At 42.2% G+C, this 25,435-nt stretch carries 22 protein-coding genes; 11 read left to right on the top strand and 11 right to left on the bottom strand.

Translation table 11 applies throughout. The annotated features are described in order from the left end of the window. Nucleotides 1-5 precede the first annotated feature (5 nt). The 7 genes from leuD to ilvD form a co-directional block, all read right to left on the bottom strand. On the bottom strand, nt 6-596 hold the full coding sequence (gene leuD / locus BM386_RS15900; RefSeq protein WP_091696094.1) for a 3-isopropylmalate dehydratase small subunit: 591 nt from the start codon (nt 594-596) through the stop codon (nt 6-8). 120 nt (nt 597-716) lie between these two features. Further along, nucleotides 717-2,123 carry a 3-isopropylmalate dehydratase large subunit gene (leuC, locus tag BM386_RS15895; protein ID WP_091696092.1) on the bottom strand — a complete coding sequence of 469 codons (1,407 nt, stop codon included), beginning with the start codon at nt 2,121-2,123 and terminating at the stop codon, nt 717-719. Between the two features lie 2 nt (nt 2,124-2,125). After that, nucleotides 2,126-3,634, bottom strand: coding sequence for a 2-isopropylmalate synthase (locus BM386_RS15890; RefSeq protein WP_091696091.1), 1,509 nt, complete (start codon nt 3,632-3,634; stop codon nt 2,126-2,128). Nucleotides 3,635-3,653: 19 nt separating this feature from the next. Further along, nucleotides 3,654-4,697, bottom strand: coding sequence for a ketol-acid reductoisomerase (ilvC, locus tag BM386_RS15885; protein ID WP_091696089.1), 1,044 nt, complete (start codon nt 4,695-4,697; stop codon nt 3,654-3,656). 61 nt (nt 4,698-4,758) lie between these two features. Beyond that, a complete protein-coding gene (gene ilvN, locus BM386_RS15880) occupies nt 4,759-5,259 on the bottom strand; it encodes an acetolactate synthase small subunit (protein ID WP_091696087.1) in 501 nt (166 codons plus the stop codon). Between the two features lie 10 nt (nt 5,260-5,269). Continuing rightward, nucleotides 5,270-6,964 (bottom strand): biosynthetic-type acetolactate synthase large subunit, encoded by a 1,695-nt coding sequence (ilvB, locus tag BM386_RS15875; RefSeq protein ID WP_244545545.1) that lies wholly within the window; start codon nt 6,962-6,964, stop codon nt 5,270-5,272. A gap of 4 nt (nt 6,965-6,968) precedes the next feature. Beyond that, on the bottom strand, nt 6,969-8,648 hold the full coding sequence (ilvD, locus tag BM386_RS15870; RefSeq protein WP_091696084.1) for a dihydroxy-acid dehydratase: 1,680 nt from the start codon (nt 8,646-8,648) through the stop codon (nt 6,969-6,971). Between the two features lie 534 nt (nt 8,649-9,182). Between ilvD and ispE the strand changes: the two genes are divergently transcribed. From ispE to BM386_RS15855, 3 genes are all read left to right on the top strand, one after another. Then, nucleotides 9,183-9,992 (top strand): 4-(cytidine 5'-diphospho)-2-C-methyl-D-erythritol kinase, encoded by an 810-nt coding sequence (gene ispE, locus BM386_RS15865; protein WP_091696082.1) that lies wholly within the window; start codon nt 9,183-9,185, stop codon nt 9,990-9,992. 81 nt (nt 9,993-10,073) lie between these two features. Beyond that, the gene (locus tag BM386_RS15860) at nt 10,074-10,316 is read left to right on the top strand and encodes a ribbon-helix-helix domain-containing protein (protein WP_091696080.1); all 243 of its coding nucleotides are present in this window, start codon (nt 10,074-10,076) and stop codon (nt 10,314-10,316) included. Next, nucleotides 10,303-10,635: a type II toxin-antitoxin system PemK/MazF family toxin gene (locus BM386_RS15855; RefSeq protein WP_091696078.1), complete on the top strand. Its 333-nt coding sequence runs from the start codon at nt 10,303-10,305 to the stop codon at nt 10,633-10,635. The genes BM386_RS15860 and BM386_RS15855 overlap by 14 nt, the downstream gene beginning before the upstream one ends. A 5-nt stretch (nt 10,636-10,640) precedes the next feature. On the opposite strand, the gene BM386_RS15850 is transcribed toward BM386_RS15855, so the two are convergent. From BM386_RS15850 to tgt, 3 genes are read right to left on the bottom strand one after another with little or no spacing between them, the layout of a single operon-like run. Beyond that, nucleotides 10,641-11,549, bottom strand: coding sequence for a DMT family transporter (locus BM386_RS15850; RefSeq protein WP_091696076.1), 909 nt, complete (start codon nt 11,547-11,549; stop codon nt 10,641-10,643). Then, complete coding sequence (locus BM386_RS15845; RefSeq protein ID WP_091696154.1) at nt 11,550-12,623, bottom strand: LptF/LptG family permease; 1,074 nt, start codon at nt 12,621-12,623, stop codon at nt 11,550-11,552. A gap of 2 nt (nt 12,624-12,625) precedes the next feature. After that, nucleotides 12,626-13,756: a tRNA guanosine(34) transglycosylase Tgt gene (gene tgt, locus BM386_RS15840; protein WP_091696152.1), complete on the bottom strand. Its 1,131-nt coding sequence runs from the start codon at nt 13,754-13,756 to the stop codon at nt 12,626-12,628. 7 nt (nt 13,757-13,763) lie between these two features. Between tgt and BM386_RS15835 the strand changes: the two genes are divergently transcribed. From BM386_RS15835 to selD, 8 genes are all read left to right on the top strand, one after another. After that, nucleotides 13,764-15,014 (top strand): glycosyltransferase, encoded by a 1,251-nt coding sequence (locus BM386_RS15835; RefSeq protein ID WP_342029147.1) that lies wholly within the window; start codon nt 13,764-13,766, stop codon nt 15,012-15,014. Then, a complete protein-coding gene (locus BM386_RS15830; RefSeq protein ID WP_091696073.1) occupies nt 15,005-15,616 on the top strand; it encodes an RNA polymerase sigma factor in 612 nt (203 codons plus the stop codon). Before BM386_RS15835 ends, BM386_RS15830 begins: the two co-directional genes overlap by 10 nt. After that, nucleotides 15,616-16,260: a 16S rRNA (guanine(527)-N(7))-methyltransferase RsmG gene (gene rsmG / locus BM386_RS15825; protein ID WP_091696071.1), complete on the top strand. Its 645-nt coding sequence runs from the start codon at nt 15,616-15,618 to the stop codon at nt 16,258-16,260. The genes BM386_RS15830 and rsmG overlap by 1 nt, the downstream gene beginning before the upstream one ends. A gap of 164 nt (nt 16,261-16,424) precedes the next feature. Continuing rightward, nucleotides 16,425-17,594 (top strand): ATP-binding protein, encoded by a 1,170-nt coding sequence (locus BM386_RS15820; RefSeq protein WP_091696070.1) that lies wholly within the window; start codon nt 16,425-16,427, stop codon nt 17,592-17,594. A gap of 169 nt (nt 17,595-17,763) precedes the next feature. Beyond that, nucleotides 17,764-22,050 carry a DNA polymerase III subunit alpha gene (gene dnaE, locus BM386_RS15815; protein WP_091696068.1) on the top strand — a complete coding sequence of 1,429 codons (4,287 nt, stop codon included), beginning with the start codon at nt 17,764-17,766 and terminating at the stop codon, nt 22,048-22,050. Between the two features lie 154 nt (nt 22,051-22,204). Further along, nucleotides 22,205-22,525 (top strand): thioredoxin, encoded by a 321-nt coding sequence (gene trxA / locus BM386_RS15810; RefSeq protein ID WP_091696066.1) that lies wholly within the window; start codon nt 22,205-22,207, stop codon nt 22,523-22,525. 214 nt (nt 22,526-22,739) lie between these two features. Beyond that, nucleotides 22,740-23,777, top strand: a complete 1,038-nt coding sequence (gene mnmH / locus BM386_RS15805) for a tRNA 2-selenouridine(34) synthase MnmH (protein WP_091696064.1) — start codon at nt 22,740-22,742, stop codon at nt 23,775-23,777. After that, nucleotides 23,767-24,816, top strand: a complete 1,050-nt coding sequence (gene selD, locus BM386_RS15800; RefSeq protein WP_091696063.1) for a selenide, water dikinase SelD — start codon at nt 23,767-23,769, stop codon at nt 24,814-24,816. The genes mnmH and selD overlap by 11 nt, the downstream gene beginning before the upstream one ends. Nucleotide 24,817: 1 nt before the next feature. Here selD and BM386_RS15795 read toward each other — a convergent pair whose 3' ends face one another. Continuing rightward, a complete protein-coding gene (locus BM386_RS15795) occupies nt 24,818-25,405 on the bottom strand; it encodes a DUF502 domain-containing protein (protein WP_091696061.1) in 588 nt (195 codons plus the stop codon). Between the last annotated feature and the right edge of the window lie 30 nt (nt 25,406-25,435).

The raw sequence follows: 25,435 nt of genomic DNA, 5'->3' as shown, positions 1-25,435 counted from the left end.
TTCACTTATTTATCTGCAGCAAAAGCATCGATTTCGTCAGACATATTCAGTAAATAGTCGATGTCGTCGAAGCCATTTTGCATATTGTCTTTTTTGTATTCATTGATGTCAAAAGATTCGGATTCCCCAGTGGAGTCCAGCGTAATCTTCTGGTTTGGAATATCTACCGTAATTGTAGTTTCAGGATTTGCAGTGATCGTGTCAAGTAATTTATCTGCAAACTCAGGTGAAACAGTCACAGGAAGTACTCCAATATTTAAGCAGTTATTTTTGAAGATATCTGCGAAAAAGCTGGAAACTACACATCGGAAGCCGTAATCATAAAGAGCCCAAACTGCGTGCTCCCTGCTGGATCCAGAACCGAAATTTCTTCCTGAAACCAAGATTTTACCACTGTATGTTGGGTCGTTCAAGACAAAGTCCTTTTTAGGATTTCCTTCCACATCATATCTCCAGTCACGGAAAAGATTGTCGCCGAAACCTTCGCGCTCAGTAGCCTTCAGGAATCTCGCTGGGATGATCTGATCTGTATCCACATTGTCCGTCGGTAAAGGAACCGCAGTGCTCGTGAGGACAGTAAATTTATCGTAAGCCATTTTTTTATTTTTTTTGGTAAAAGACCTCTAAAGTATCATTTGACAAAAGCTTTGTTTTTTAGTTGAGCTTTAAGAATCAACCGGACAAAAGTCTTGTGTCTTGAATCTAAAGTCTAATATCTAGTTTTGGAATACTTCTCTTGGGTCGCAGATTTCGCCGGCAATGGCTACTGCTGCTACAGTCAAAGGAGATGCGAGCATCGTTCTAGCTCCTGGTCCCTGACGTCCTTCGAAGTTTCTATTGGAAGTAGATACGGCGTATTTTCCAGAAGGAATTTTGTCGTCGTTCATCGCTAGACATGCAGAACAGCCTGGCTGACGTAGTTCGAATCCAGCTTCTTCCAAGATTTTCACCAACCCCTCTTCATGCGCCATTTTCTCAACCTCCCGAGATCCTGGTACAATCCAAGCAGTGATGTTATCCGCTTTTTTGTGACCTTTTACATAAGATGCCACAGAACGAATATCTTCTATACGACCATTGGTACAAGAACCAACAAATACGAAATCAACCTTTTTCCCCTTAATTGCCTCACCGGGCTCAAAGCCCATGTAAGCCAAGGATTTCAGGTACGAAGATTTATTGCTTCCTTCCATACCTTCTGTAGTAGGGATATTTCCTTTCACCTTGATGCCCATACCAGGATTGGTACCGTAAGTGATCATCGGCTCAATATCTGCAGCGTCGAAGTGGTATTCTTTGTCAAAAACAGCACCTTCGTCTGTTTTCAACGTTTTCCAATGCGCAACTGCTTTGTCCCATTCTTCACCTTTTGGAGAATATTGTTTCCCTTTCAGGTATTCGAATGTGGTTTCATCCGGAGCAATCAAACCTCCACGTGCACCCATCTCAATGGACATGTTACACACGGTCATTCTAGCTTCCATGGAGAGACTTTGGATCGCAGATCCTGCATATTCTACAAAGTATCCTGTAGCACCTGCTGCAGAAATTTGGGCAATTACATAAAGAATCAAATCTTTGGAAGTCACGCCTGGTCCGGCTACTCCATCGATGGTGATTCTCATTTTCTTGGCCTTGGACTGCATGATACACTGAGTCGCTAAAACCATTTCTACTTCAGAAGTACCAATTCCGAACGCAATAGCTCCGAAAGCACCATGCGTAGAAGTGTGGCTATCTCCACAAACGATCGTCATTCCTGGCTGAGTGATGCCAAGCTCTGGACCGATTACGTGAACAATCCCATGGTGAGCAGATCCCAAATCGTGAAGCTCGATGCCATATTTGGCACAGTTCTCACGAAGTCTTTCTACCTGCATGCGGGAAAGCTTGTCTTTGATCGTTTTGTCCTGATCTACCGTTGGCACATTGTGATCAGGCGTAGCTACTGTTCTGCTTGGGTTTTTAACTCCGATTCCACGCTTTTCCAAGTTTAGAAAAGCTACCGGAGAAGTTACTTCATGGATAAAATGCTTATCGATGAAGAATACGTCTGGTCCAGCAGGAACTGATTTCACTACGTGAGAATCCCAGATTTTATCAAATAATGTTGTCTTTTCCATAATTATGCGGTCGCGTATTCTTTGACCGGGATTTTATTGAGTGCATCTACAAAGGCCTGAGCTGAAGCCAATACGATGTCTGTATGTGAGGCAAAGCCATAATAAGGCTTGTCTCCTTTGATTAATCTCATGTGAACTTTCGCCACATCATCACTACCGTGTGTAATGGCTTGAATTAGAAATTCCTCCAGTTCCACAGCTGGCTTGGCAATCTTATCGATCGCTTTCAAAACTGCGTCCACCGGGCCATTTCCATGTGCTGTAGAAGTATGAGATTCGTCACCGATTTTCATTTCTACCTGAGCCTGAATGGTACCATTGGATGAATAAGTGACTTTTCCCAATTCAATGAAATTCGAATCAGTCACAAACTTACCCACCAAGCCCATCAGATCTTTGCGACCGATATCACGCTTGCTATCTGCCAAAATCAAGAATTCTTCGTACACATCTTTTAGCGCTTCCCCTTCCAATTCTACACCTAAAGCATCCAAGTGATGTTTCAAGGCAGCTCTTCCGGATCTTGCTGTCAAAACGATTGTTGACTCACCAACCCCCACGTCTTTAGGATCGATTATTTCATAATTTTCTCTATGCTTCAGCACACCGTCTTGGTGAATTCCTGATGAGTGTGCAAATGCATTTCTACCCACAATAGCTTTGTTTGGCTGCACAGGCATATTCATCAATTTGGAAACCAAACGACTTGTATTGTAAATTCTAGGAGTGACAATATCGGTATGGACATCAATAGTTTTATGACATTTGATCGCCATCACTACTTCTTCCAGAGAGGTATTTCCAGCTCTTTCTCCAATTCCATTGATGGTAACTTCCACTTGACGGGCACCGTGCTGAACGCCGGATACCGTATTTGCAGTCGCCATTCCTAGATCATTGTGGCAATGAGTAGCGATGATTGCTTTGTCAATATTTGGCACATTATTCTTCAAACTAGCGATGATAGCACCGTATTGCTCTGGAAGAGTATATCCCGTGGTATCAGGAATATTCACTACTGTCGCTCCCGCCTTGATCACTTCCTCAATAATTTTATTCAGGAAATCTGCTTCTGCACGACCTGCATCTTCAGCGTAAAACTCAACGTCATCCACAAATCGCCGTGCAAACTTCACTGCAGCTACACCCCGAGCAATAATATCCTCGGGAGTGGAGCGCAGTTTGTATTGAATGTGATATGGTGAAACACCAATTCCAGTATGAATACGACCCTTTTTTGCGAATTTGAGGGATTGAGCCGCTACTTCGATATCTTTTTCTACAGCTCTGGAGAGGGCGCAGATAATTGGGTTGGAAACTGCCTTTGAAATCTCGAGAACAGAATTGAAATCTCCTGGACTAGAAATTGGAAAGCCGGCTTCGATAATATCTACACCTAGTTCTTCCAGCGCTTTTGCTACCACAATTTTCTCCTGGGTATTCAGCTGACACCCGGGTACTTGCTCCCCATCTCTCAGGGTAGTGTCAAATATCCATAGCTTATCACTCATAGTTCTTGGGGGTTTTGTGTTAATTATTTTCTGGTCTCAACTGACGGACGACAGCACCTGCCTGCCACATTTCAGAATCTCTCAATTCTTTCAATTCAGCTTCCAGTTTCACTCGGTAATCTTCTTTAGAGTTAGAGTCAATAGACTTCTGAGCCTCTTGTCCAGTTTTTACGCTGTTATATAATTCTTCAAATACTGGTTTAGTAGCATCTCTGAATGGCTTCCACCAATCCAAAGCACCTCTTTGTGCAGTAGTAGAGCAGTTAGCATACATCCAGTCCATTCCATTTTCAGCTACCAACGGCATCAATGACTGCGTCAATTCTTCCACGGTTTCGTTGAAAGCTTCAGAAGGAGTATGACCGTTTGCTCTCAAAACTTCGTACTGAGCCGCAAAAATACCCTGAATAGCACCCATCAACGTACCTCTTTCGCCAGTCAAATCGGAAGTCACTTCACGGTAGAAATCTGTTTCGAACAAATAACCTGAACCTACTCCTATACCAAGAGCTACAACGCGATCTTTCGCTTTGCCAGTTCCATCCTGATAGATTGCGTAAGAAGAGTTCAAGCCTCTACCTTCTACAAACATTCTTCTCAATGAGGTTCCAGAACCCTTAGGCGCTACCAAGATTACATCTACGTCAGCTGGAGGAATGATCCCTGTTTTTTCTTTATAAGTCACACCGAAACCATGAGAGAAATACAACGCCTTACCTGGAGTCAAGTGTTTTTTTACTGTTGGCCAAAGAGCAATCTGCCCTGCATCAGAAAGTAGGAACTGAAGTATGGTACCTTTTTCACAAGCTTCTTCCAACTCGAATAGTGTCTCGCCAGGAACCCAGCCATCCGCTACGGCTTTGTCCCAAGTTTTGGAGCCTTTACGCTGACCTACGATCACGTTGAATCCGTTGTCTTTCAAGTTAAGTGCCTGACCTGGACCTTGTACACCATAACCTAGTACTGCGATCACTTCGTCCTTGAGTACTTCTCTTGCTTTCTCCAGTGGAAATTCTTCCCTAGTTACTACGTTTTCTTCTGTTGAGCCGAATTTTAATTTCATCTTTTTTTAAAATTTATTACTAGTGTTTAATAGGTTCCGTAGAATCCTTTTTGGTTTATTATTATTTGACAAAACTGTCAATGGTTAACATTCTCTTTGCGACAGCCACTCGGCCTGATCTAGCAAACTCCAGTAGGCCATATCCTTTTAGGATTTCAAGAAGTTCTTGTGTCTGCTCCTTGTGACCGGATAGTTCCAAGACCACAAAGTCAGGTTCTGCTGCGATAATCTTCGCATTATGCTGCCTGATAATTTTCTCAAGCCCTCCATCCAGTCTGGAAACAGGGATTTTGTATAAGGCGATTTCCTGATAGACCACACTTTCGTCCTCATGATAAAATGCCTTGATCACATCGATGATTTTCTCAATCTGATTGACTAGCTGTATGACTGTATCTTCAGACGCTGTCACCTCAATGGTAATCCGATGGATCCCTTCCAGGCGGCTCTCTGAAGCTGTGAGTGCATCGATATTGATACCTCTACGGGTAAAAATAATGGTGATGCGATTAAGAATACCGATGAAATTTTCGGTAATAACGAATATAGTATATCGTTTCATAAGGGGTGGTTTAGCTAAGTCTAACCTCTTCCACTGAACAGCCAGTGGCAATCATTGGGAATACATTGTCTTCTTTTTCCACTACCACTTCGAGGAAATAAGGTCCATCGTGGATCAGCATATCCTCTATAGCTTCTTGCAGGTCATCCCTGACGGACACCTTCTGTGCTTGAATGTTATATGCCTCAGCTATTTTGATGAAATCAGGATTATCAAGTTCAGTAAAAGAATAGCGCTTGTCAAAGAACATCTGCTGCCACTGTCTTACCATTCCAAGAAAATTATTGTTGAGCAATACAATTTTCACAGGAGCTTTGGTCTGCATGATAGTTCCCAATTCCTGAATAGTCATCTGAATCCCGCCATCTCCTACTACACAAACTACTTGCCTTGAGAAATCATACATCTGTGCTCCAAGAGCTGCCGGAAGTGCAAAACCCATAGTACCCAGTCCGCCGGAAGTGACCTGTGTTCTTGGTTTTTTGTAGTTGAAATATCTCCAGGATATCATCTGGTGCTGCCCTACGTCTGTCACGAGTATTGCATCATCCGCTTTGTATTTATTGATTTGGAAAATAACTTCACCCATAGTCAAACCTGGCTTGGTAGGAGTCAAATCCGGCTCAATCACTGTAGCCCTTTCCTGATCTGCCAATTCCTTGAACCTTGCCATCCAATCTGGATAGGAGTTCTCTTTTACGGCGGCAGTCAATAGTGCCAAGCTATCCTTACAGCTTCCTAGCACAGCAACTTCACACTTCACATTTTTATTTATCTCGGCAGGATCCAGTTCCAGATGAATGACTTTCGCCTGCTTGGCATAGCGCTTCAAATCCCCTGTTACCCGATCATCAAATCTCATCCCCACAGCAATCAAAATATCACACTGGTTAGTTAGCATATTCGGAGCATAGTTTCCGTGCATACCCAGCTTGCCCACATAGTTTGGGTGATCTTCAGACAAAGCGCCTGATCCCAATAATGTGCATGCTGCAGGAATCCCTGATTTTTCCAAGAATGCTTTCAACTCCTCTTCGGCTTGCCCCAATACTACGCCCTGTCCAAAAAGCAGATAAGGTCTCTTGGCCATGTTGATTAAAAAGGCAGCCTCCTGGATCGCAGTTTTTTCAACAGGAATATGTGTTCTATAAGATCTGAATCCCAGACACTTGCTGTAGTTGAAGTCACCGAAATTAGTCTGTGCATCTTTGGTGATATCGATCAAAACTGGCCCTGGCCTGCCTGATCTGGCAATAAAAAAGCCCTTTGCGATAGCAGGAGCTATATCTTCTACTTTTCTGACCTGAATATTCCATTTGGTACCCGGCATAGAAATACCCACCACATCTGTTTCCTGGAAGGCATCCGTGCCCAATAGATGTGATGCAACTTGTCCAGTGATACAAACCAAAGGAGTACTGTCGATTTGAGCATCAGCCAAACCTGTAATCAAATTTGTAGCACCAGGACCTGAAGTGGCGATGCAGACACCTACTTTGCCAGAGACTCTGGCATATCCCTGAGCTGCATGGATCGCACCTTGTTCATGGCGCGTGAGCACATGCCTCAGCTCATCATGATAGTCATGTAATGCATCGTAAACGGGCATGATTGCCCCTCCGGGATACCCGAAGATTATTTCCGCATTCTCGGCGATGAGTGATCTGACTACGATATCAGCTCCTCTTATCATTGAGTCCTTCATGGGCTTAGAATTTGTCTGTTACGCAACCTTCGGATGCGGTAGATACTAATTTGTTATATTTCTTTAATGTCCCTTGCAATTCGGGCATTTCTTTCTGTTTCCAGGATTTCTTTCTTTCTGCCAATTCCTCATCGGAGACTGCCACAGATAGTTTCAATCCGTCAGCATCAATAGTAATGATATCTCCATTCTTCACTAATCCAATCGGTCCACCACTCCAGGCTTCCGGAGTAACATGACCCACTACGAAGCCGTGTGTACCACCTGAGAATCTTCCATCTGTGATCAATGCCACATCCGAGCCCAACCCTGCTCCAATAATCATGGAAGTTGGCTTCAGCATTTCCGGCATTCCCGGACCACCTTTTGGACCTATGTTTCTAATGACGAGCACTTCGCCCTTTTGTACTTTATGATCGCGGATCGCGTCATTGGCTTCTTGCTCAGAGTCAAACACATGAGCTGGACCAGTAAATGAACTACCTTCCTTCCCTGTTATTTTAGCTACAGCTCCTTCTGGTGCCAAATTTCCATCAAGGATACATAAATGTCCGGTCGCTTTGATTGGATTTTCTAAGGGGTGAATTACATTGACCATAGAAACGGTCACTGGCTCAATATCTTTTAGATTTTCTTCCAAAGTTTGACCTGTCACAGTCATACAATCACCGTGAAGGAAACCGTTTTGAAGCATGTATTTCATAAATGCCGGAACTCCACCTTGTTCATGCAGGTCTTCCATCATGAATTTACCAGATGGTTTAAAATCGCCAAGCATAGGAGTTTTCGCATTAATCGCTTTGAAGTCTTCAATGTTGAATTCTACTCCTGCTGTTCTAGCTATCGCAATGATATGCATTACTGCATTCGTACTTCCGCCAAGAGCAATTGCTACAGTTACTGCATTCTCAATACTTTTTTTCGTAATGATATCACTTGGCTTGATGTCCTTTTCCAAAAGGATTCTCATGTACTTATTTACCTCGCGGCATTCTCTGAGTTTCTCTGGTGAATTAGCTGGATAGGAAGAAGAATAAGGGAGAGACATCCCCATTGCTTCTATCGCAGATGACATGGTATTTGCAGTGTACATGCCTCCGCAGGCACCTTTTCCTGGACAGGCATTCCGCATCACACCATCGTAATCCTCGTCAGATATATTACCATTCACTCTTTTGCCGAAGGCCTCAAAAGCCGAAACGATGTTCAGTTTCTCACCTTTATAATTGCCGGAAGCAATAGTTCCTCCATATACTAAAATAGAAGGTCTGTCAGTTCGGATCATTCCCATCAATGCTCCTGGCATATTCTTGTCACATCCAGCTACGGAAACACAACCGTCAAATGAATGTCCAATAATAAAAGACTCAATAGAGTCTGCAATTATCTCTCTGGAAACCAATGAGTAACGCATTCCTAGGGTACCCATCGTTGTACCATCAGAAATCCCAATGGTGTTAAAAACTAAACCGGTCAGATCATACTCTTGTGAGGAGGCTTTGATCAGACCGGCAAAGTCATTCAGGTGCATATTGCAGGGGTTACTTTCATAGCCACAACTGGCTACCCCTACAAACGGCTGTTTCATTTTTTTATCGCTCATACCAGTAGCGTAAAGCATTGCTTTACCTGCTGGATGCTCGTCATTTTCACTTATTTCCCAACTGTGTTTCTTCAGGGTCATATTTATGGGGGTATAAAAAAAGTGCCTCAGGTTAGTGAGGCACTTCAGATTTATTTTTATTTCATTATAAAGAATAGTCTAGTGCCTCACATTCAAATTCCAATGAGAATAATTACGCTTAGCAAAATGACCACTTTATACATACTGTTTTTCTAGATTTTCTCCGACTCTATACCGAAGTGTGAGACAAACTTAAAACCGAATTCTCAGACTTACAATATTTAATTTTACATTTTTCATATATCCCAGATAAAAAATGTATGTGAAATAATTTTTTTCGAAATATAAATTTACAATAGCCTCAAATTACACCTGTTTTTCAGCAAATGATTTGTTGAATTTTTCGATTCTCAAAATTTTGTACTGATTTCTGTTTTTTTCAAATTAATCCAAAAGTTATTCTCTTTTTTTTAATAAGAAAAATGATATACCACATTTACTTCAATAAATACTAGATTTTTTACCGATTTATCAATTTGAAAAAGCTTCAGTTCCCTGAGATTTTCCCCTATTTTTGGCCAAATTCTAAATCCAATGATTTCATTTCCAAACGCTAAGATCAACTTAGGACTTCACATCACTGCCAAAAGAAAAGACGGATTCCACGATATAGAGAGCTGTATGGTGCCGATTCCGCTGTATGATGCGTTGGAAATGATCGTGGATGGCAAAAAAACCAGTTTTACTGCTACTGGGCTCGAAGTTCCTGGAGATGCTAAGGACAACCTCATATTGAAAGCTTATCAGCTTTTGAAAAAAGACTTCCCAAACTTACCACACCTGAATATTCATCTTCACAAAAACATCCCCATGGGAGCAGGTCTGGGCGGAGGTTCTGCCGATGCTGCATTTGCACTGAATCTGATGAACAATCTTTTTGATCTGATTTTAGATGATTTCTTTTTGGAGGAATATGCAGCCCAGCTCGGTAGTGATTGTGCCTTTTTCATTGAAAATACCCCGAAAATAGCCACTGGTAGAGGAGAGATCTTAGAACCATTGGAGTTGGACTTGAAAGGAACTCGTCTGATTTTGATTAATCCAGGGATTCACATAGGGACTAAAGAAGCCTATGCAGGAGTGACGCCCGGTGCTCCAAAAGTAAAACTCAAAGACATTCTGGCTGATAAAAGTCGATGGAAAGATGAATTGGTAAATGACTTCGAAACCAGCATTTTTCCTAATCACCCGAAGATCGCAGCTATTAAAAACAAGCTTTATGAACATGGTGCTTACTATGCCGCCATGTCAGGTTCAGGGTCTTCGGTTTTTGGGTTATTTGAGGGGAAACCTGAAAACATGGACTGGAACGAGGGCTATTTTAAATTTGAGGCGATATTTTAAAATGCTCAAAATAAATTACTTAGACTCATTGTAAAACAAACATTGGTTTTTTATATTTGTAATTCATAAATATAAAACACAATGGCAACTTACACTAGTACACTTCCAGACGATCTACTACAAAGGCTTGCTGACTATGCAAAGAAGCTTTCTCTACCAAAGAACAAGTTGGTAGAAAATGCACTTATTCTCTATTTGGATCACCTGAAAAGAGCTGAATATGTCAAATCCTATAGACAAGCTTCTCAGGATGATGACATACTTATGGTCGCTGAAGAAGGAATGGATTATTATCTAAAGCAGATCGAAGATGAGGCAGGGTGAGATCTGGATGTCTGATCTGAATCCTGTGATAGGATCGGAGCAAGCTGGTAGAAGGCCGGTAGTGATCCTAAGCGGGAACTTGATGAACAAATTCTTGCAGGTAGTGATCACTGCTCCCCTAACGTCCAAAATCAAAAACTATCAGGGAAATCCAATTTTGGAACCATCAACTAGAAACGGGCTGAAACTGGAATTCGAATTGCTAGTTTTTCATATCAGATCGATTTCAAAAAATCGATTGACAGAAAAAATCGGAGAGATCTCAAACGATGAGCTACAAATGGCACTTGCTACATTGAAAGATATTACGACTCTTTAGACAGTTTACCCAAGCGGCCTCACTGGCTTTCTCCGCTTATTCAGATAATTCAACACAGGATAAGTGAGAACCGATACCAGGATTATTGCTGTCCCCAAATAAAACTGTGGAGTCATTTTTTCGCTTTCTCCAAATATCAATACGGCCAAAATGATCCCATAAACCGGCTCAAGGTTCACTGTTAAATTGATTGAAAAGACCGAAAGTCGTTTCATCAATTCCACCGAAACCGAAAATGCATATACTGTACAAATCCCGCCGAGGATAAAAAGCCAAAACCAATCATAGCCAACCCAAGAGAGCTGAAGACCATCTACAGTCATGAAATTGGTATAAATCGGCATAAAGAGTATGGTAAACAGACATGCACCGGCCATTTCATAAAAGGTGATCTGATAAGGATTATGTTTGTGTGCAAGCTTTCCATTCAGAACGGAAAAAACTGCCGCTAAAAAAGAAGAAGCAAGCGCCATACTCAGCCCAAGCCAATACCCTGATTCAAAGCTGAAAATCACCAAGAGCCCTGTAATCACCATTAGGCCAAGTCCGACTTCATACCATTTGATCTTCGTGCGATTGAATAAGGGCTCTACGAAAGCTGTCCAAAGTGAGGTCGTTGCCATTCCAGCCAAACAAACTGAAGCTGTGGAAACACGGGCAGACCAGAAAAACAAAATCCAATGCATTGCGATGACAAATCCCACTCCCGTGACTCTGATCATAGAAGGGAAGGGCATAAGTAAGTTTTTCTTTTTCAATAAGAATAGACCAGCGACTCCGACTGCGGCAATCAGTGTTCTATAAAAAACCAACTCTATGGCAGGCAAACTGATTAGCAAGCCAAGAATGGCGGTGAATCCCCAAATGAGTACAATCAGATGGAGCATCAAGTAATCCTTGATTGTTGAGTTCATCTAGCGAGGGACGGTTTTGTAAAGTAAAAGACCTGTCACAGCAAAAATAATATTGGGCATCCAAACGGCTAAAATCGGATAAGCAGCTCCGTTTTCCGCAAAAGTCCTGGAGAGTATAAATAGGATGATATAGATGAATGCGAGTAAAAAACCCATTGCAATCTGAAAACCAGAACCACCCCGAGTTTTCTTGGCGGACATGATCACGCCTATAAAAGTCAAAATTATTGCTGCAAAGGGAGACATAAACCGCACATAGCGCTCAATCTTATAGAATCCCACATTGTCTGCTCCTCGCGCTTCCAAAACCTTAATTTGCTTTCCTAATTCGGGAAGCTTGAGTGTCTCATGGTGATTTGGAGGTAAGTCAAAATCCTCTGGACGTATAGAAAGCATCGTGTCGAGTTCATCACCATAAGAATAATCCTCCTTCATTTCCTTTAACTCTCGCAATCTCCAATTGTGAATAGTCCAGGTGTTTTTGGCTGTATCCCACTCTATGTTATCTGCAGAAAGTTTTGCCAAAAGCTCTCCATCTTTTATGGTCTCTAGCGTAAATGAAAAACCTGTCAGCGAGCTATTGTAAAAGCGACCTATATAGGCGTAAGATTCCTCTCCTACTCGAATATGAACATTCCCCTCTGAGCTGGTTTTCTCCTTCTCCAGATAATTTATCCGGAATTCTGTGACACCTGCTGTAGCTCCCGGCAAAACCCATCCGTTCAATAAAAAGCTAGCCCCACCGATCATAATGGCCGCAAATAAAAATGGACGAAGCATCCTCATAAAACTAACCCCACTGCTCAGAATCGCTATAATTTCTGTTCTTCCGGCCATTTTTGAGGTGATAAATATGACTGAAATGAAAACAGTGATGGGTGTCAAAAGATTATTCAAATACAAGCCATAGTTCGCCATGTATTTGAAAATCTCGGCAGAGGGCACATCATTTCTGATGTAGGCATCATTCTTTTCTGTAAAATCCAAAACCAGCACCACCAAAATCAGCATGACCACTACAAAAAAGTAGGTCTTGAGAAAATCCTTGATGATCAGTTTGTCGAGTAGCTTCATAGTTAGAGTCTGGTGCTCACTTTTTTCACCATTTGATCTTTCCAAACGGCAAAATCTCCAGCAAGGATATGTTCCCTTGCCTGGCCAACGAGCCAAAGATAAAAACTTAGGTTATGAATACTCGCAATTTGCGCAGCCAAAATCTCCTTACTGATTGTTAAATGTCTTAAATAAGCTTTGGTATAGAAAGTACTTACGTAGCCTCCTATCGCTGGATCGATCCCAGTGAAATCATCTTTCCACTTTTCGTTTCTGATATTGATAAATCCTTCAGAGGTGAAGAGCATGCCATTTCGTGCATTACGGGTTGGCATCACACAATCAAACATATCCACCCCCAAAGCAATGCACTCTAGAATATTAGCAGGTGTCCCAACGCCCATCAAGTAGCGTGGTTTATCCTGCGGCAAAATGTCAGTGACCAGTTCTGTCATTTCATACATCATTTCCGCAGGTTCTCCTACAGAAAGTCCACCGATTGCATTTCCTTGCTGATTGGTAGAAGCTATGAATTCTGCACTTTGCTTGCGCAAATCCTTATAGACAGAGCCTTGCACGATCGGAAAAAGCGTCTGATTGTAGCCGTATTTTCCTTCAGTAGCTTCAAAGCGATCTATACAACGCGTCAACCAACGGTGAGTCATCTCCATGGAATTTCTCGCATAGCCATACTCACATGGATACGGGGTACACTCGTCAAAAGCCATGATAATATCTGCACCTATAGTTCGCTGGATATCCATGACATTCTCAGGGGTGAAATGGTGCTTGGAGCCATCGATGTGAGACTTGAACATCACTCCGTCTTCCTTGATTTTACGCGTTCCCGAAAGTGAAAAAACCTGATATCCCCCACTATCCGTCAGAATCGGCTTTCCCCAACCGTTGAATTTGTGAAGTCCTCCAGCCTTTTCCAGCACCTCCAGTCCTGGACGCAAATACAAATGGTAGGTGTTGCCGAGAATTATTTGTGCTTTGATATCCTGATCAAGTTCCCGTTGATGAACTGCCTTCACAGAACCAGCAGTACCTACGGGCATAAAAATCGGAGTCTGAATCTCCCCGTGATCGGTTTTTACTACACCTGCTCTGGCTTTGCTTTTGGAATCACTGTATTCTAAGGTAAACTTCATATCGCTAATGGGTTGCTGTAGAGACATTCTACACATTGTCTCATTCAGCCTACAAAAATATACGCTTATTCTTAAATGGTTTGCTGAATTTGATTTTATATTTGCCCAGCAAAAGCGACCTATGGGCCTATTTTTACTTTGGTTTTTCTTCGGTATTGGAATACTTGTCCAAGCAGTTTACCTCTTGTTTATTTTTGGAAAATCAGCCTTTTACGCTGGCAACAAATCTCAAGGTACAGCTGGAAATGAAGAAGGCGTGACAGTGGTGATTTGCGCTCACAACGAGTTCACAAACCTCAAAACCCTCATTCCTAAGCTTTTCGAACAAGATTATCCAACTTTAGATGTGATGATCGTCAATGACCGATCTTCCGACAGAACCAAGCGTCTGCTGGAGCAAATGATGGAAATCTATCCCAAGCTCCGATCCGTCACCATCAAGTACACACCTCCACACGTCACTGCCAAAAAGTATGCACTGACCCTTGGTATCAAAGTCGCCAAAAATGACGTTATTCTTCTGACCGATGCAGATTGCATTCCGGAAACCAATCAGTGGATCAGAAAAATGACAGCACCTGTGCGAAACCAAGACAAAACTTTTGCTGTAGGATTCTCAGGCTATGAGCAAAAACCCGGTTTTCTAAACAATTGGATCCAGTTCGAAACGTTACTTACCGCACTGTATTACATGTCATTTGGCCTTTGGAATCGTCCCTTTATGGGAGTCGGTAGAAATCTATGCTACCGCAAAAGCTTCTTCATGGAGGTCAAAGCTTTCAAAAAATTATGGCATATCGAAGGTGGCGATGACGACTTATTCGTCAATCTCTACACCAATGGACGGAACACATCTATCGTCTTGGATCCAGAAGCAAATACGATTTCCAAACCAAAAGAAACCCGTAAAGAATATTTAATTCAAAAGAAAAGACATCTGCATGCGGGCAAATACTACGACGGCACAGACAAAAGAAAGATTGGACTTTACTCCTTTTCTCATGCATTATTCTGGCTTGGAGGGATAGGTTTGCTTATTTATTTCGGTTTAGCCCAAAGCTGGGAACAATTTTCGGCTGTTTTCGGTATTATCCTATTGAGATCTATTCTCGTTACGCTAATTTTCAAAGCAGCAGAAAAAAAGATCCAAAACACTAAACCACCAAAAAAAATCTGGATGCTCGATTTCTTGTATTTAGGTTATTTTTGGATTTTAGGGACTATCTCCCATCAGGCAAAAGACATTCAATGGAAATAAATGAACGCGGTTTTTCTAAAAAAGCACTCGAAGACTTTGAGTTGATCGATCAGGCTGTAGAACAAAAAGATCAGCAAGCCTTCGCCTCCTTAATGAAGCGTTACAAAAAGGCCGTTTATTACATGATCTTGAAAATGATCCGTGATGCCGACGATGCTGAGGATTTGACTATGGAAGCTTTTGCCAAAGCTTTCAAAAACCTGCACCGATTTAAGAAAGATTACACATTTTCCACCTGGCTATTTAGAATCGCCACCAATAACACCATAGATTTTATCCGCAAGAAAAAACTCAAAACCATGAGTCTCAATACGACTATGTCTGATGACGGAGGAAACTCGGTGACAATTGACGTGGAAGATGATGACAATAATCCACAGGATGAATTCATCCGTACCCAACGGATCGAAATGGTGAGAATATTTGTCGACAAGCTACCTGCGAAATACAGAAAACTAGTACAGCTTCGGTATTTCGATGAGCTTTCTTACGAAGAGATTGCACAGGAACTTGAAAAACCTTTAGGAACTGTGAAGGCTCAACTACACAGATCCAGAGAATTACTTTACGAAATTGCCGCTGGCAAACAAAAGCATATTTAATGAATTCTGGCACTCACCTTATCCAGTCCTATTTTCCAGATCTTACAGAAACTCAGCTTGCGCAGTTCGATAAACTTCAAGAACTATATGAAGACTGGAATTCCAAGATTAATGTGATTTCCCGCAAAGACATGGAGCAATTCTACGTACATCATGTGCTGCATTCTCTGGGCATCATAAAAGTGATGCCTTTTGAACCGGGATCTAAGATTTTAGACATTGGCACTGGTGGTGGATTTCCTGGAATCCCCCTGGCGATTATGTTTCCAGAAACGCATTTTCATTTGGTGGATTCTATTGGAAAAAAAATCACTGTCGTAAAAGATGTAGTGAAGCAACTCAAACTGACTAATGTGGAAGCCCAGCAAGCAAGAGCTGAACAGTTGGTGAGAAAATACGATTTTGTGATCAGTCGGGCAGTTACTCGCATGGTTAATTTTTATCCTTGGGTGAAAAACAAGATCCGCAAGGAAGACATCAACGAATACCCAAACGGCATCCTATACCTAAAAGGTGGAGAAGTCGATGAGGAAATGGAGGAATTAGGAAAGTCCTATGTGGTGTACCACTTAGAAGACTACTTCAAAGAAGATTTTTTTGAGACCAAAAAGGTCATTTACATGCCTTGGGAGGATAAGAGGTAGTTTTTAACATCCAAGAGTGTATTTTAATAAATACACTCTTAGCCTAAAATCGTATTTTACAAGATACAATCTCTAACATCAATCTGTGCAAATTCAAAATAAAACTTGTACAATTTCAAAATAATACTTGTACAATTTCAAATTATGATGTTCATTTGTAGCAAATGAATGTAATTAATCGACAGATATATAGCTCGATAAGAGAATATCAAAGCAAATACCCCATACTTGCCATCACAGGCCCAAGACAGTCAGGAAAGACCACGCTTTTAAAGACTCTTTTTCCAGATTATCGCTATGTGAGCTTGGAGAATCCAGATAATCGTGATTTTGCTTTAAAAGATCCAAATGGCTTTTTGGCGGAATATGACGATCAGGTGATCTTTGATGAGGTGCAGCAGGCTCCTGCTTTATTTTCTTACTTGCAAACCCTTGTTGACAGTCGCCCTGATCGAATGGGCGGATTTATACTTTCAGGTTCGCAGAACTTTCATTTGATGGAGCGAATTACTCAGAGTTTAGCTGGTCGTGTAGCTATTTTCAAGCTTCTGCCTCTAGACACGAAAGAACTTTTCGCCGCAAATTTGCTTGCAGAAGATCCATTTGACCAGTTGATTCACGGGTTTTATCCTGCCATGTATGATCGGAAGATTTCTCCAAGTGTATTCTATTCAAATTATGTTCAAACCTATGTCAACCGGGATGTGACAGAATTCATGGTCGTCAGAGATTTGAGGCAATTTCAAAACTTCCTAGGTCTTTGTGCAGCTCGGGCAGGGCAACTATTGAATCTAAGTGCTTTAGCAAATGAAGCCGGAATCAGCCAGCCGACCGCCAAATCATGGCTGTCTGCTTTGGAATCTAGTTACATCACCTTTCAATTGTATCCGTTTTACAAGAATTTCAGTAAACGTGTAGTAAAAACTCCCAAGCTTTATTTCTATGACACGGGATTACTTTGCCATCTTCTGAAAATCACCAAAAGAGAAATGTTGCTTACCCATCCCGTGAAAGGAGCGCTTTTCGAAAACATGATGATCGCAGAATTCTTCAAACAAATGCATCATACCTATCAAAATCAAAGCCCTTGGTTTTGGCGGGACAATCATGGAGACGAGGTAGATTTATTGCTGGATCAAGGTTCTAGCCTTGATATATTTGAAATTAAGGCTAGCGAGACTGTTATGACGGAAAATTTCAAAGGTATGGAAAAATTCGAATCAATCGCTACTTTTCCTATCTCCTCCAAAAGTTTGGTAAATGCTGGAAGTTTGAACCAAAAGCGCTCCTACGGAAAAGTGATATCGTGGAAAGATTTTCCAGAGTTCTCCTAATCTTCTTATCCTAACAAATCACACTTCTGGGGGATCAAGAGGGCTTCGACTTTTGCAAACTCCTTTGCGGTTAAAAGACTTTCCACAAAATTCCCCGACAATTACCCCCACTTCACTTGCCTCCTTTCGGAGATTAGCCCTAATTTGAAGTCTCAATTCCCCAAGCTGTATGTACTTAATTTTTGATACCGAAACCACCGGTCTTCCCCGCGATTATAATGCCCCCATGTCCGATGTGGACAACTGGCCACGTCTCGTCCAACTCGCATGGCAACTGCATGATGCTAAGGGAAATCTGATCTCGAATCACAATTACATCATCCGACCTGAAGGGTTTACCATTCCTTATAATGCGGAAAAAGTCCATGGGATTTCCACCAAACGTGCGCTAGCCGAAGGCCACGATCTAAAGCAGATCCTTGGGATCTTCGAAGGCGATGTGAAGCAAGCCAAGTACTTGGTTGGTCACAATGTGGAATTTGATATTAATGTCACTGGATCGGAATATTACCGAGCAGAAGCTACGATGCCCTTAACTGCACAGCAGTTGGACACGAAAGACATTTCCACAGATTTCTGCGCACTCCCTGGAGGTCGGGGAGGCAAATACAAATGGCCTACGCTTACCGAACTCCACCAAAAACTTTTTGGGAAAGACTTCGGTGATGCCCACGATGCAGCTTACGATGTGGATGCTACCGCTCGCTGTTTCTTTGGGTTAATTACTCAGGGCGTTCAGCCGCCGGAGGCAGGAGTTTCACTTTCCGAAGTAATCTACGAAGCTCCAAAACTGGAGGAGGCGAACTTTGCGCAAGCCAAAGATGCTCAAAAAGCTGCCGCCAAAGATGTGCTAAAGCAAGCTGGTAAAGCTGATATTTCAGATCTCACAGACATTCCATTCACCCACCTTCATGTGCATAGCCAGTACTCTGTACTTCAGGCTACCTGTGAGATTCCTGCGATGATCGCTCGCGCAAAAGAGCTGGGAATGCCTGCCATAGCCATGACAGATCATGGGAATATGATGGGGGCTTTCCACTTCGTTAAAGAAGCAATCGCCAAGGACATCAAACCTATTTTGGGCTGCGAATTTAACCTTTGTCGAGACAGAAAAAATAAAGCGAACAAAGACGATGGGTACCAAACTGTTCTTTTAGCCAAAAATAAAGCAGGATATCACAATCTGGCAAAACTAGCCTCCTACGCCAATATCGAAGGTTTTTATTATGTCCCCCGTATTGATAAGGAAGTGCTGGTTCAATACAAAGGTGACCTAATCGCCACCACGGGAGGACTTTGGGGAGAGATTCCATTTTTGATTTTGAACGTGGGTGAGACGCAAGCTGAAGAAGCTTTTGTCTGGTGGAAAGAGCAATTTGGAGAGGATTTTTATGTGGAGCTAAACCGTCACGGAGTTCCTGAGGAAGAGAAGGTCAATGAAGTGCTGTTGGAATTTGCCAAGAAATATGAGGTGAAGTATTTCGCCGCCAACAACGCGTATTACAATGAAAAGTCCGATGCCAAAGCTCATGATGTTTTGCTTTGTGTGAAGGATGGAGAGCTTTACGACAAGCCGAAAAAGTACATCGGAAAGCGCGGACGGGAATTCCGCTATGGCTTGCCAAATGATGAGTTTTATATCAAGACTCCGGACGAAATGAAAAAGCTCTTTGCCGATATACCAGAAGCTATAGAGTGCACGAATGAGATTACCGAGAAAATCGAGACCTATAAACTGGCCCGAGAAGTACTTCTTCCAGCTTTTGAGATTCCTGATGAATTCAAGCATCCAGAGGACGAAGTCGATGGAGGAAAGCGCGGAGAAAATGCTTTTCTAAGACACTTGACTTATGAAGGAGCGAAAAGGCGCTATCCTGAAATCACCCCAGAAATCCAGGAGCGCTTAGATTTTGAGCTGGCGACAATTGAGAATACAGGTTATCCGGGATACTTCCTGATCGTTCAGGACTTTATCGTAGAAGCAAGGAAAATGGGCGTTTCGGTAGGACCTGGCCGTGGTTCTGCTGCTGGGTCAGCAGTAGCTTATTGTACGGGCATCACCAACATTGACCCTATCGCATACAATCTCCTTTTTGAGAGATTCCTAAATCCTGACCGGGTGTCACTTCCCGATATTGATATTGACTTTGACGATGAAGGCCGTCAAAGTGTGATTGACTATGTAATCAAAAAATACGGTTCCAATCAGGTAGCCCAAATCATCACTTATGGTACGATGGCTGCCAAGTCTGCTATTCGTGATACTGCGAGGGTGCTAAATCTTCCACTTGCAGAAGCTGGTAGATTAGCCAATTTAGTTCCTGACATCAAATTAAAAGCGCTTTTTGGGCTTGCCGGAAATAGAGCTGCACTTTCTGACAAACTAAAAGGTCAGGGTGAAATGATCGCCAAAGCAGATGAACTGATTAGGATTTCCAAAGGGCAGGATGAATCTGCCAAAACGATCAATCAAGCCACAATGCTGGAGGGATCGGTCCGTAACCTTGGGATTCATGCCTGTGGCGTGATTATTACGCCCGCCGACATCACCAATTTTGTCCCAGTTGCATTGGCGAAAGATTCCGACATGGTTTGTACGCAGTTTGACAACTCAGTCGTAGAATCAGCAGGTCTGCTAAAAATGGACTTTTTGGGCTTAAAGACCCTAACACTGATCAAAACTGCAATCAGAATTGTAAAAGAACGACATGGCATCGAACTCGATGCGGATCATTTCCCAATTGACGATGTAAAGACTTACGAACTTTTCCAACGTGGTGAAACCGTCGGCATTTTTCAATATGAATCTGCCGGGATGCAGAAATACATGCGGGAATTGAAACCGACGGTTTTTGCAGATTTGATCGCCATGAACGCCTTGTATAGACCAGGACCATTGGCATATATTCCTTCCTTTATCAAGAGAAAGCACGGGACAGAACCTATCGAGTATGATCTGGATGACATGCAGGAATACTTAGAGGAAACCTACGGAATTACGGTTTACCAAGAGCAAGTGATGCTTTTGTCGCAAAAACTAGCCGGATTCACCAAAGGCGAGGCGGATGTTTTGCGTAAGGCGATGGGTAAAAAACAGAAGGATGTATTGGATAAGATGAAGCCAAAATTCGTCGAACAGGCTTCTGCCAAAGGTCACGATGCGAAGAAACTTTCGAAGATCTGGACTGACTGGGAAGCATTTGCATCCTACGCCTTCAACAAGTCTCACTCCACTTGCTACGCTTGGATTGCTTATCAGACAGCTTATCTAAAAGCGCATTATCCTGCCGAATACCTTGCTTCCGTATTGAGTAATAACATGAATGACATCACGCAGGTGACGTTTTTCATGGAAGAATGTAAGCGGGCTGGAATCCCAGTTTTAGGACCTGACGTGAATGAATCTAAGAATGGTTTCACAGTAAATGCTGCCGGAGAAATCCGTTTTGGCATGGCCGCGATCAAAGGTGCTGGTTCCGCTGCAGTGGATGCAATCATCACGGAGCGTGAGAAAAATGGACCGTACAAAAACATCTTTGACTTTGCGAAGCGAGTAAGCTCTAAGGCGCTGAATAAGAAAACTATGGAAGCGTTGGCGATGGCTGGAGGATTTGATTGCTTCCCGCAGCATCACAGAAGACAATACTTGGAAGCAGCAGACGGAGATATGAATCTGATCGAAAAAGCTACCAAATACGCGCAGAAAGTACAGCAGGAAGAGGAGAGTAATCAGGTGAGTCTTTTCGGCGGAGGTGCCGGCAACATGGAAGTTCCGCTTCCTACCATTGCTCCAATGGAGCCTTTCACACAATTGCAGCAACTTAACATTGAGAAGGAAGTTGTTGGCCTTTACATTTCCGGTCATCCACTGGATCAGTTTAAGTTGGAAATAGAGTCCTTTACCAATGCTTCTTTGCCTGACCTGAATGACCTAGAAAGCCTAAGAAATCGCACAGATATCAAACTAGCAGGATCTGTTTCTACGTTTGCGCACCGAACCACCAAAAATGGAAAACCATTCGGAACACTGACTTTGGAAGATTACCAAGGTGCATTTACCTTCTTCTTGTTTGGGGATGATTACGTAAGGTTTAAAGAGTATTTCATGCCGGGTTGGTTTTTGTTCATTAGTGGAACGGTGGCAGGTAAGCGCTGGGCGGAGAATGAATTGGAATTCAAGATCAGTAACATTACACTTTTGGATGAAATCCGAGGAAAAATGGTAAAAGGCCTTCGTATCAACATTAATTTGGATGATCTCACGCTAGACTTGATGGAAAAACTACAGGAAATTACCGAAAAATATAAGGGAGATGCTAAGCTCTATTTTGATGTGATTGACCGAAAAGAGAATATAGCACTCGAGCTTTTCTCAAAAAGATTCTCCATCGATCCAAGTGCAGAAATGATAACTGAACTGAAGCAAATTCCTGAGGTAATGTACAAGGTGGTTTAAACATTCCTTTTCTAACCTTCAATGCCGTTATGAATGATTTATAGTTTCTGTCAATTTCCGATAGACAAAAAAATCAAATCCCTCGGAACTTATTACTAGGCTATTGGCTTTTGCACATATATTTGAAATCTCGAAATCAAAAACCAAACATACAATGTCAAAAGCAATAGAAATTACTGACGCAAACTTTGAAGAAATCATCAAATCTGAGCAGCCAATCCTAGTGGATTTTTGGGCTGAATGGTGTGGGCCTTGTAAAATGATCGGTCCAGTGGTGGAAGAACTAGCTGGAGATTATGATGGCAAAGCAGTGATCGGTAAAGTGGATGTGGATGCAAATCCAGGTGTAGCGCAAGCATTCGGAATCAGATCTATCCCTACTTTACTGTTCTTCAAAGGTGGTGAAATTGTAGATAAGCAAGTTGGGGCAGTTCCAAAATCTGTTTTATCTCAAAAACTAGATGCTCAACTTTAATTAGTTGACTATATTACAATCAGAGCTGCGAGGAATTCCTTGCGGCTTTTTTTGTTTATTACCACAGTGGACACAGAGTTTTTTTTGCAGAGGACACAGTTGCGGTTGTCCAGCTTCTGGAGATGCAGCACTTGGTGAGTCATTTCATTTCCATTTATATCCTGGATACTCGAAATAGGAAGTCTCAATTCATGAATGTTTTCTATATTCGATTATGGCCGAGCAATTAATTTCCTTAGATGAATTTTGGAGTTTGCGAGAACAGTTCCCTATGATCGACGCCAGAAGCGAAGGGGAATTTGAGCAAAGTCATATTCCCGGAGCTTTTAACATCCCGATACTGAATAACTCGGAAAGGATAGTAGTCGGCACGCTATACAAAGAAAAAGGCTCCGAAGAAGCGACAATCAAAGGTTTTGAATTGGTTGGCCCACGCTTCCACCAAATTCTAAAAGAAGTACTAAAACACTTTCCTGAAAAAAAAGTCATTGTTTATTGCTGGCGTGGTGGCATGCGAAGTCAGATTCTTTCCTGGCTATTGACCATGGTGGGTTTTGAAGTTTTCCGTCTCAAAGGAGGTTACAAAACTTACAGAACCTATAGTTTTGACTTGGTTAGAAATGATTGGAACCTCCTTATTTTGGGAGGAAAAACAGGAACCGGAAAAACCAGGTTGCTTCAAAAACTCCATGAATCAGGCGAGCAAATCATCGATCTGGAAGGACTTGCAAATCACAAAGGTTCTTCATTTGGGGCTATTGGCCAACCTGCGCAACCCACAGTAGAACAATTTGAAAACCTTTTCGCCGAAGGGCTCCGTAAGCAAGATCCAGCAAAACAAATTTGGGTGGAAAATGAAAGCCGAAAAATCGGACGACTAATACTCCCGGACAAATTTTATAAGCAAATGTTGGCGGCTCCTTTGATCGACATTCAGAAATCAGAGCAAGAACGTATCGCTTTGATCGCAGAAGAATATGCGTGCTTGCCTACAGACGAATTAATCCTTGCCGTTTTACGCTTGAAAAAGCGCTTGGGCGGCTTAAGAACTTCCCAGGCAATAGAAGCAATCGTAGAAGAAAAACATTCTGACTGGATCGCAAACCTGCTGATCTACTATGACAAGGCTTATACGTTTGATTTGGAGAAGCATGAAGCCGGAAAAACTATCCAGTTAGACCTTTCTGGGATCGACGAAGAAACTTCCACAAAAAAACTACTTGAAGCAAAATCTCAATTTCATGGAAAATAAACCAACTAGACTCACTGAATGGAGTGAAGGCTCTGGCTGCGGCTGTAAAATCGCCCCAGCCATATTAGATCAAATCCTAAGTTCAAGTGGCTCATTTTCCCAATCTGACCCAAAACTATTGGTGGGAAATTCAGGTAAAGATGATGCAGCAGTTTATCAAGTCTCAGAAGATCTAGCGGTAATCAATACAGTGGACTTTTTCACTCCTATCGTCGATGATCCTTTTGACTTTGGAAGAATAGCAGCAGCCAATGCCCTCTCGGATGTCTATGCGATGGGCGGCAAGCCTATTTTTGCCAATGCTATTCTCAGTTGGCCAGTGGAAAAGCTAGCTCCAGAACTTGCTGCCAAAGTCATGGAAGGGGCAAAAAGCATTTGCAAAGTTGCGGGAATAGAATTGGCTGGAGGACACTCCATCGCTGCAAAAGATCCGATTTTTGGCCTTTCCGTAAATGGAATTGTCCATCCCCATAAAATCAAAAAGAATCAAGGTGCAAAAGCAGGAGATATCATTTACCTCACCAAACCACTTGGTGTGGGCGTGTTGGCGACAGCACTGAAACGTCAAAAGATATCTGACAAAGATTATCTGAGTTTACTAGATACAGCCTGTAGATTGAATAGCATAGGAGAAATTATAGGCAACCACGAAGAGGTTCATGCCATGACGGATGTGACAGGATTTGGACTGCTAGGTCACTTGATAGAAATGTGTGAGGGTTCTGGAGTTTCAGCTGAAATCGATCTCTATAAGCTCCCAATGATTGAAGGTGTCCAAGAATACATTAATCAATTTATTTTCCCTGACAATACCTATCGTAACTGGAATGCTTACAGTGCCAAAACCATGGGAGTGGTGGGCATGGAGTTGGTCAAACTTTGTGATCCACAAACAAGTGGCGGTCTAATGCTCGCTGTAGATCCTGAAAATAAGTCTTGGTTTGAAAAGGCAATGAAGTTGGAAAATCAAGTGGTTTGGGAAATCGGAAAATTCACTGATAAAGGAGAGTTTGTGGTAGAGGTGAATTCAAAACTCTAAATTAGCTTAAAGGTGAAACCCCTCCAGAAACCATAAATTTCATTACATCAGAGCTTTTCACATCTAGCAAGGGAGTTACTTTATCTTTGGGAACCAAGAATACATTACCCGAGACATTATAGCTGTGGGGAAAATAAACCGCCACCATATCAGGTTCACCAACGATGGACATATCTTCTTGGGTGATAAATCCCAACCGAATAAACGTGTCACTCAGCTGTACTTTGACAGGTGAGGAAAATTTCTTCTTATCCCCTACAAAAGCTCCCATCAGATCCTTGATACTGGTGTAGATCAGATTCACTAAAGGGATTTTGATCAAACCTCTCTCGAACCAATCAAATATAGGTTTGGCAAAGAATAGACTTGCCAGATAGCCTACAAAAGTAATCAAAGCCAACACCATCAAAATTCCGATCCCAGGTAATGGTACCGGGATTAGATTGTCCAGAAATAGGATGGTTTGGAAAATGATGTAAAGTGTCACTGCTACTGGAGTGATGAATAGCAACCCTCTGAGAAAATAGGAAATAATGCGCTTGTATGTAAATGCCATGGCTAGAAATTGAAAATCCTGATTACTACTCATCAATAATAATCAGGATTTGTATTTGAAGGT

Origin of the sequence: Algoriphagus locisalis (assembly GCF_900116615.1) — a bacterium.
GTDB classification, from domain to species: Bacteria; Bacteroidota; Bacteroidia; order Cytophagales; family Cyclobacteriaceae; genus Algoriphagus; species Algoriphagus locisalis.
Note: the sequence above shows the minus strand (reverse complement) of the source record. Positions and strands in the feature narration are given on the sequence as shown.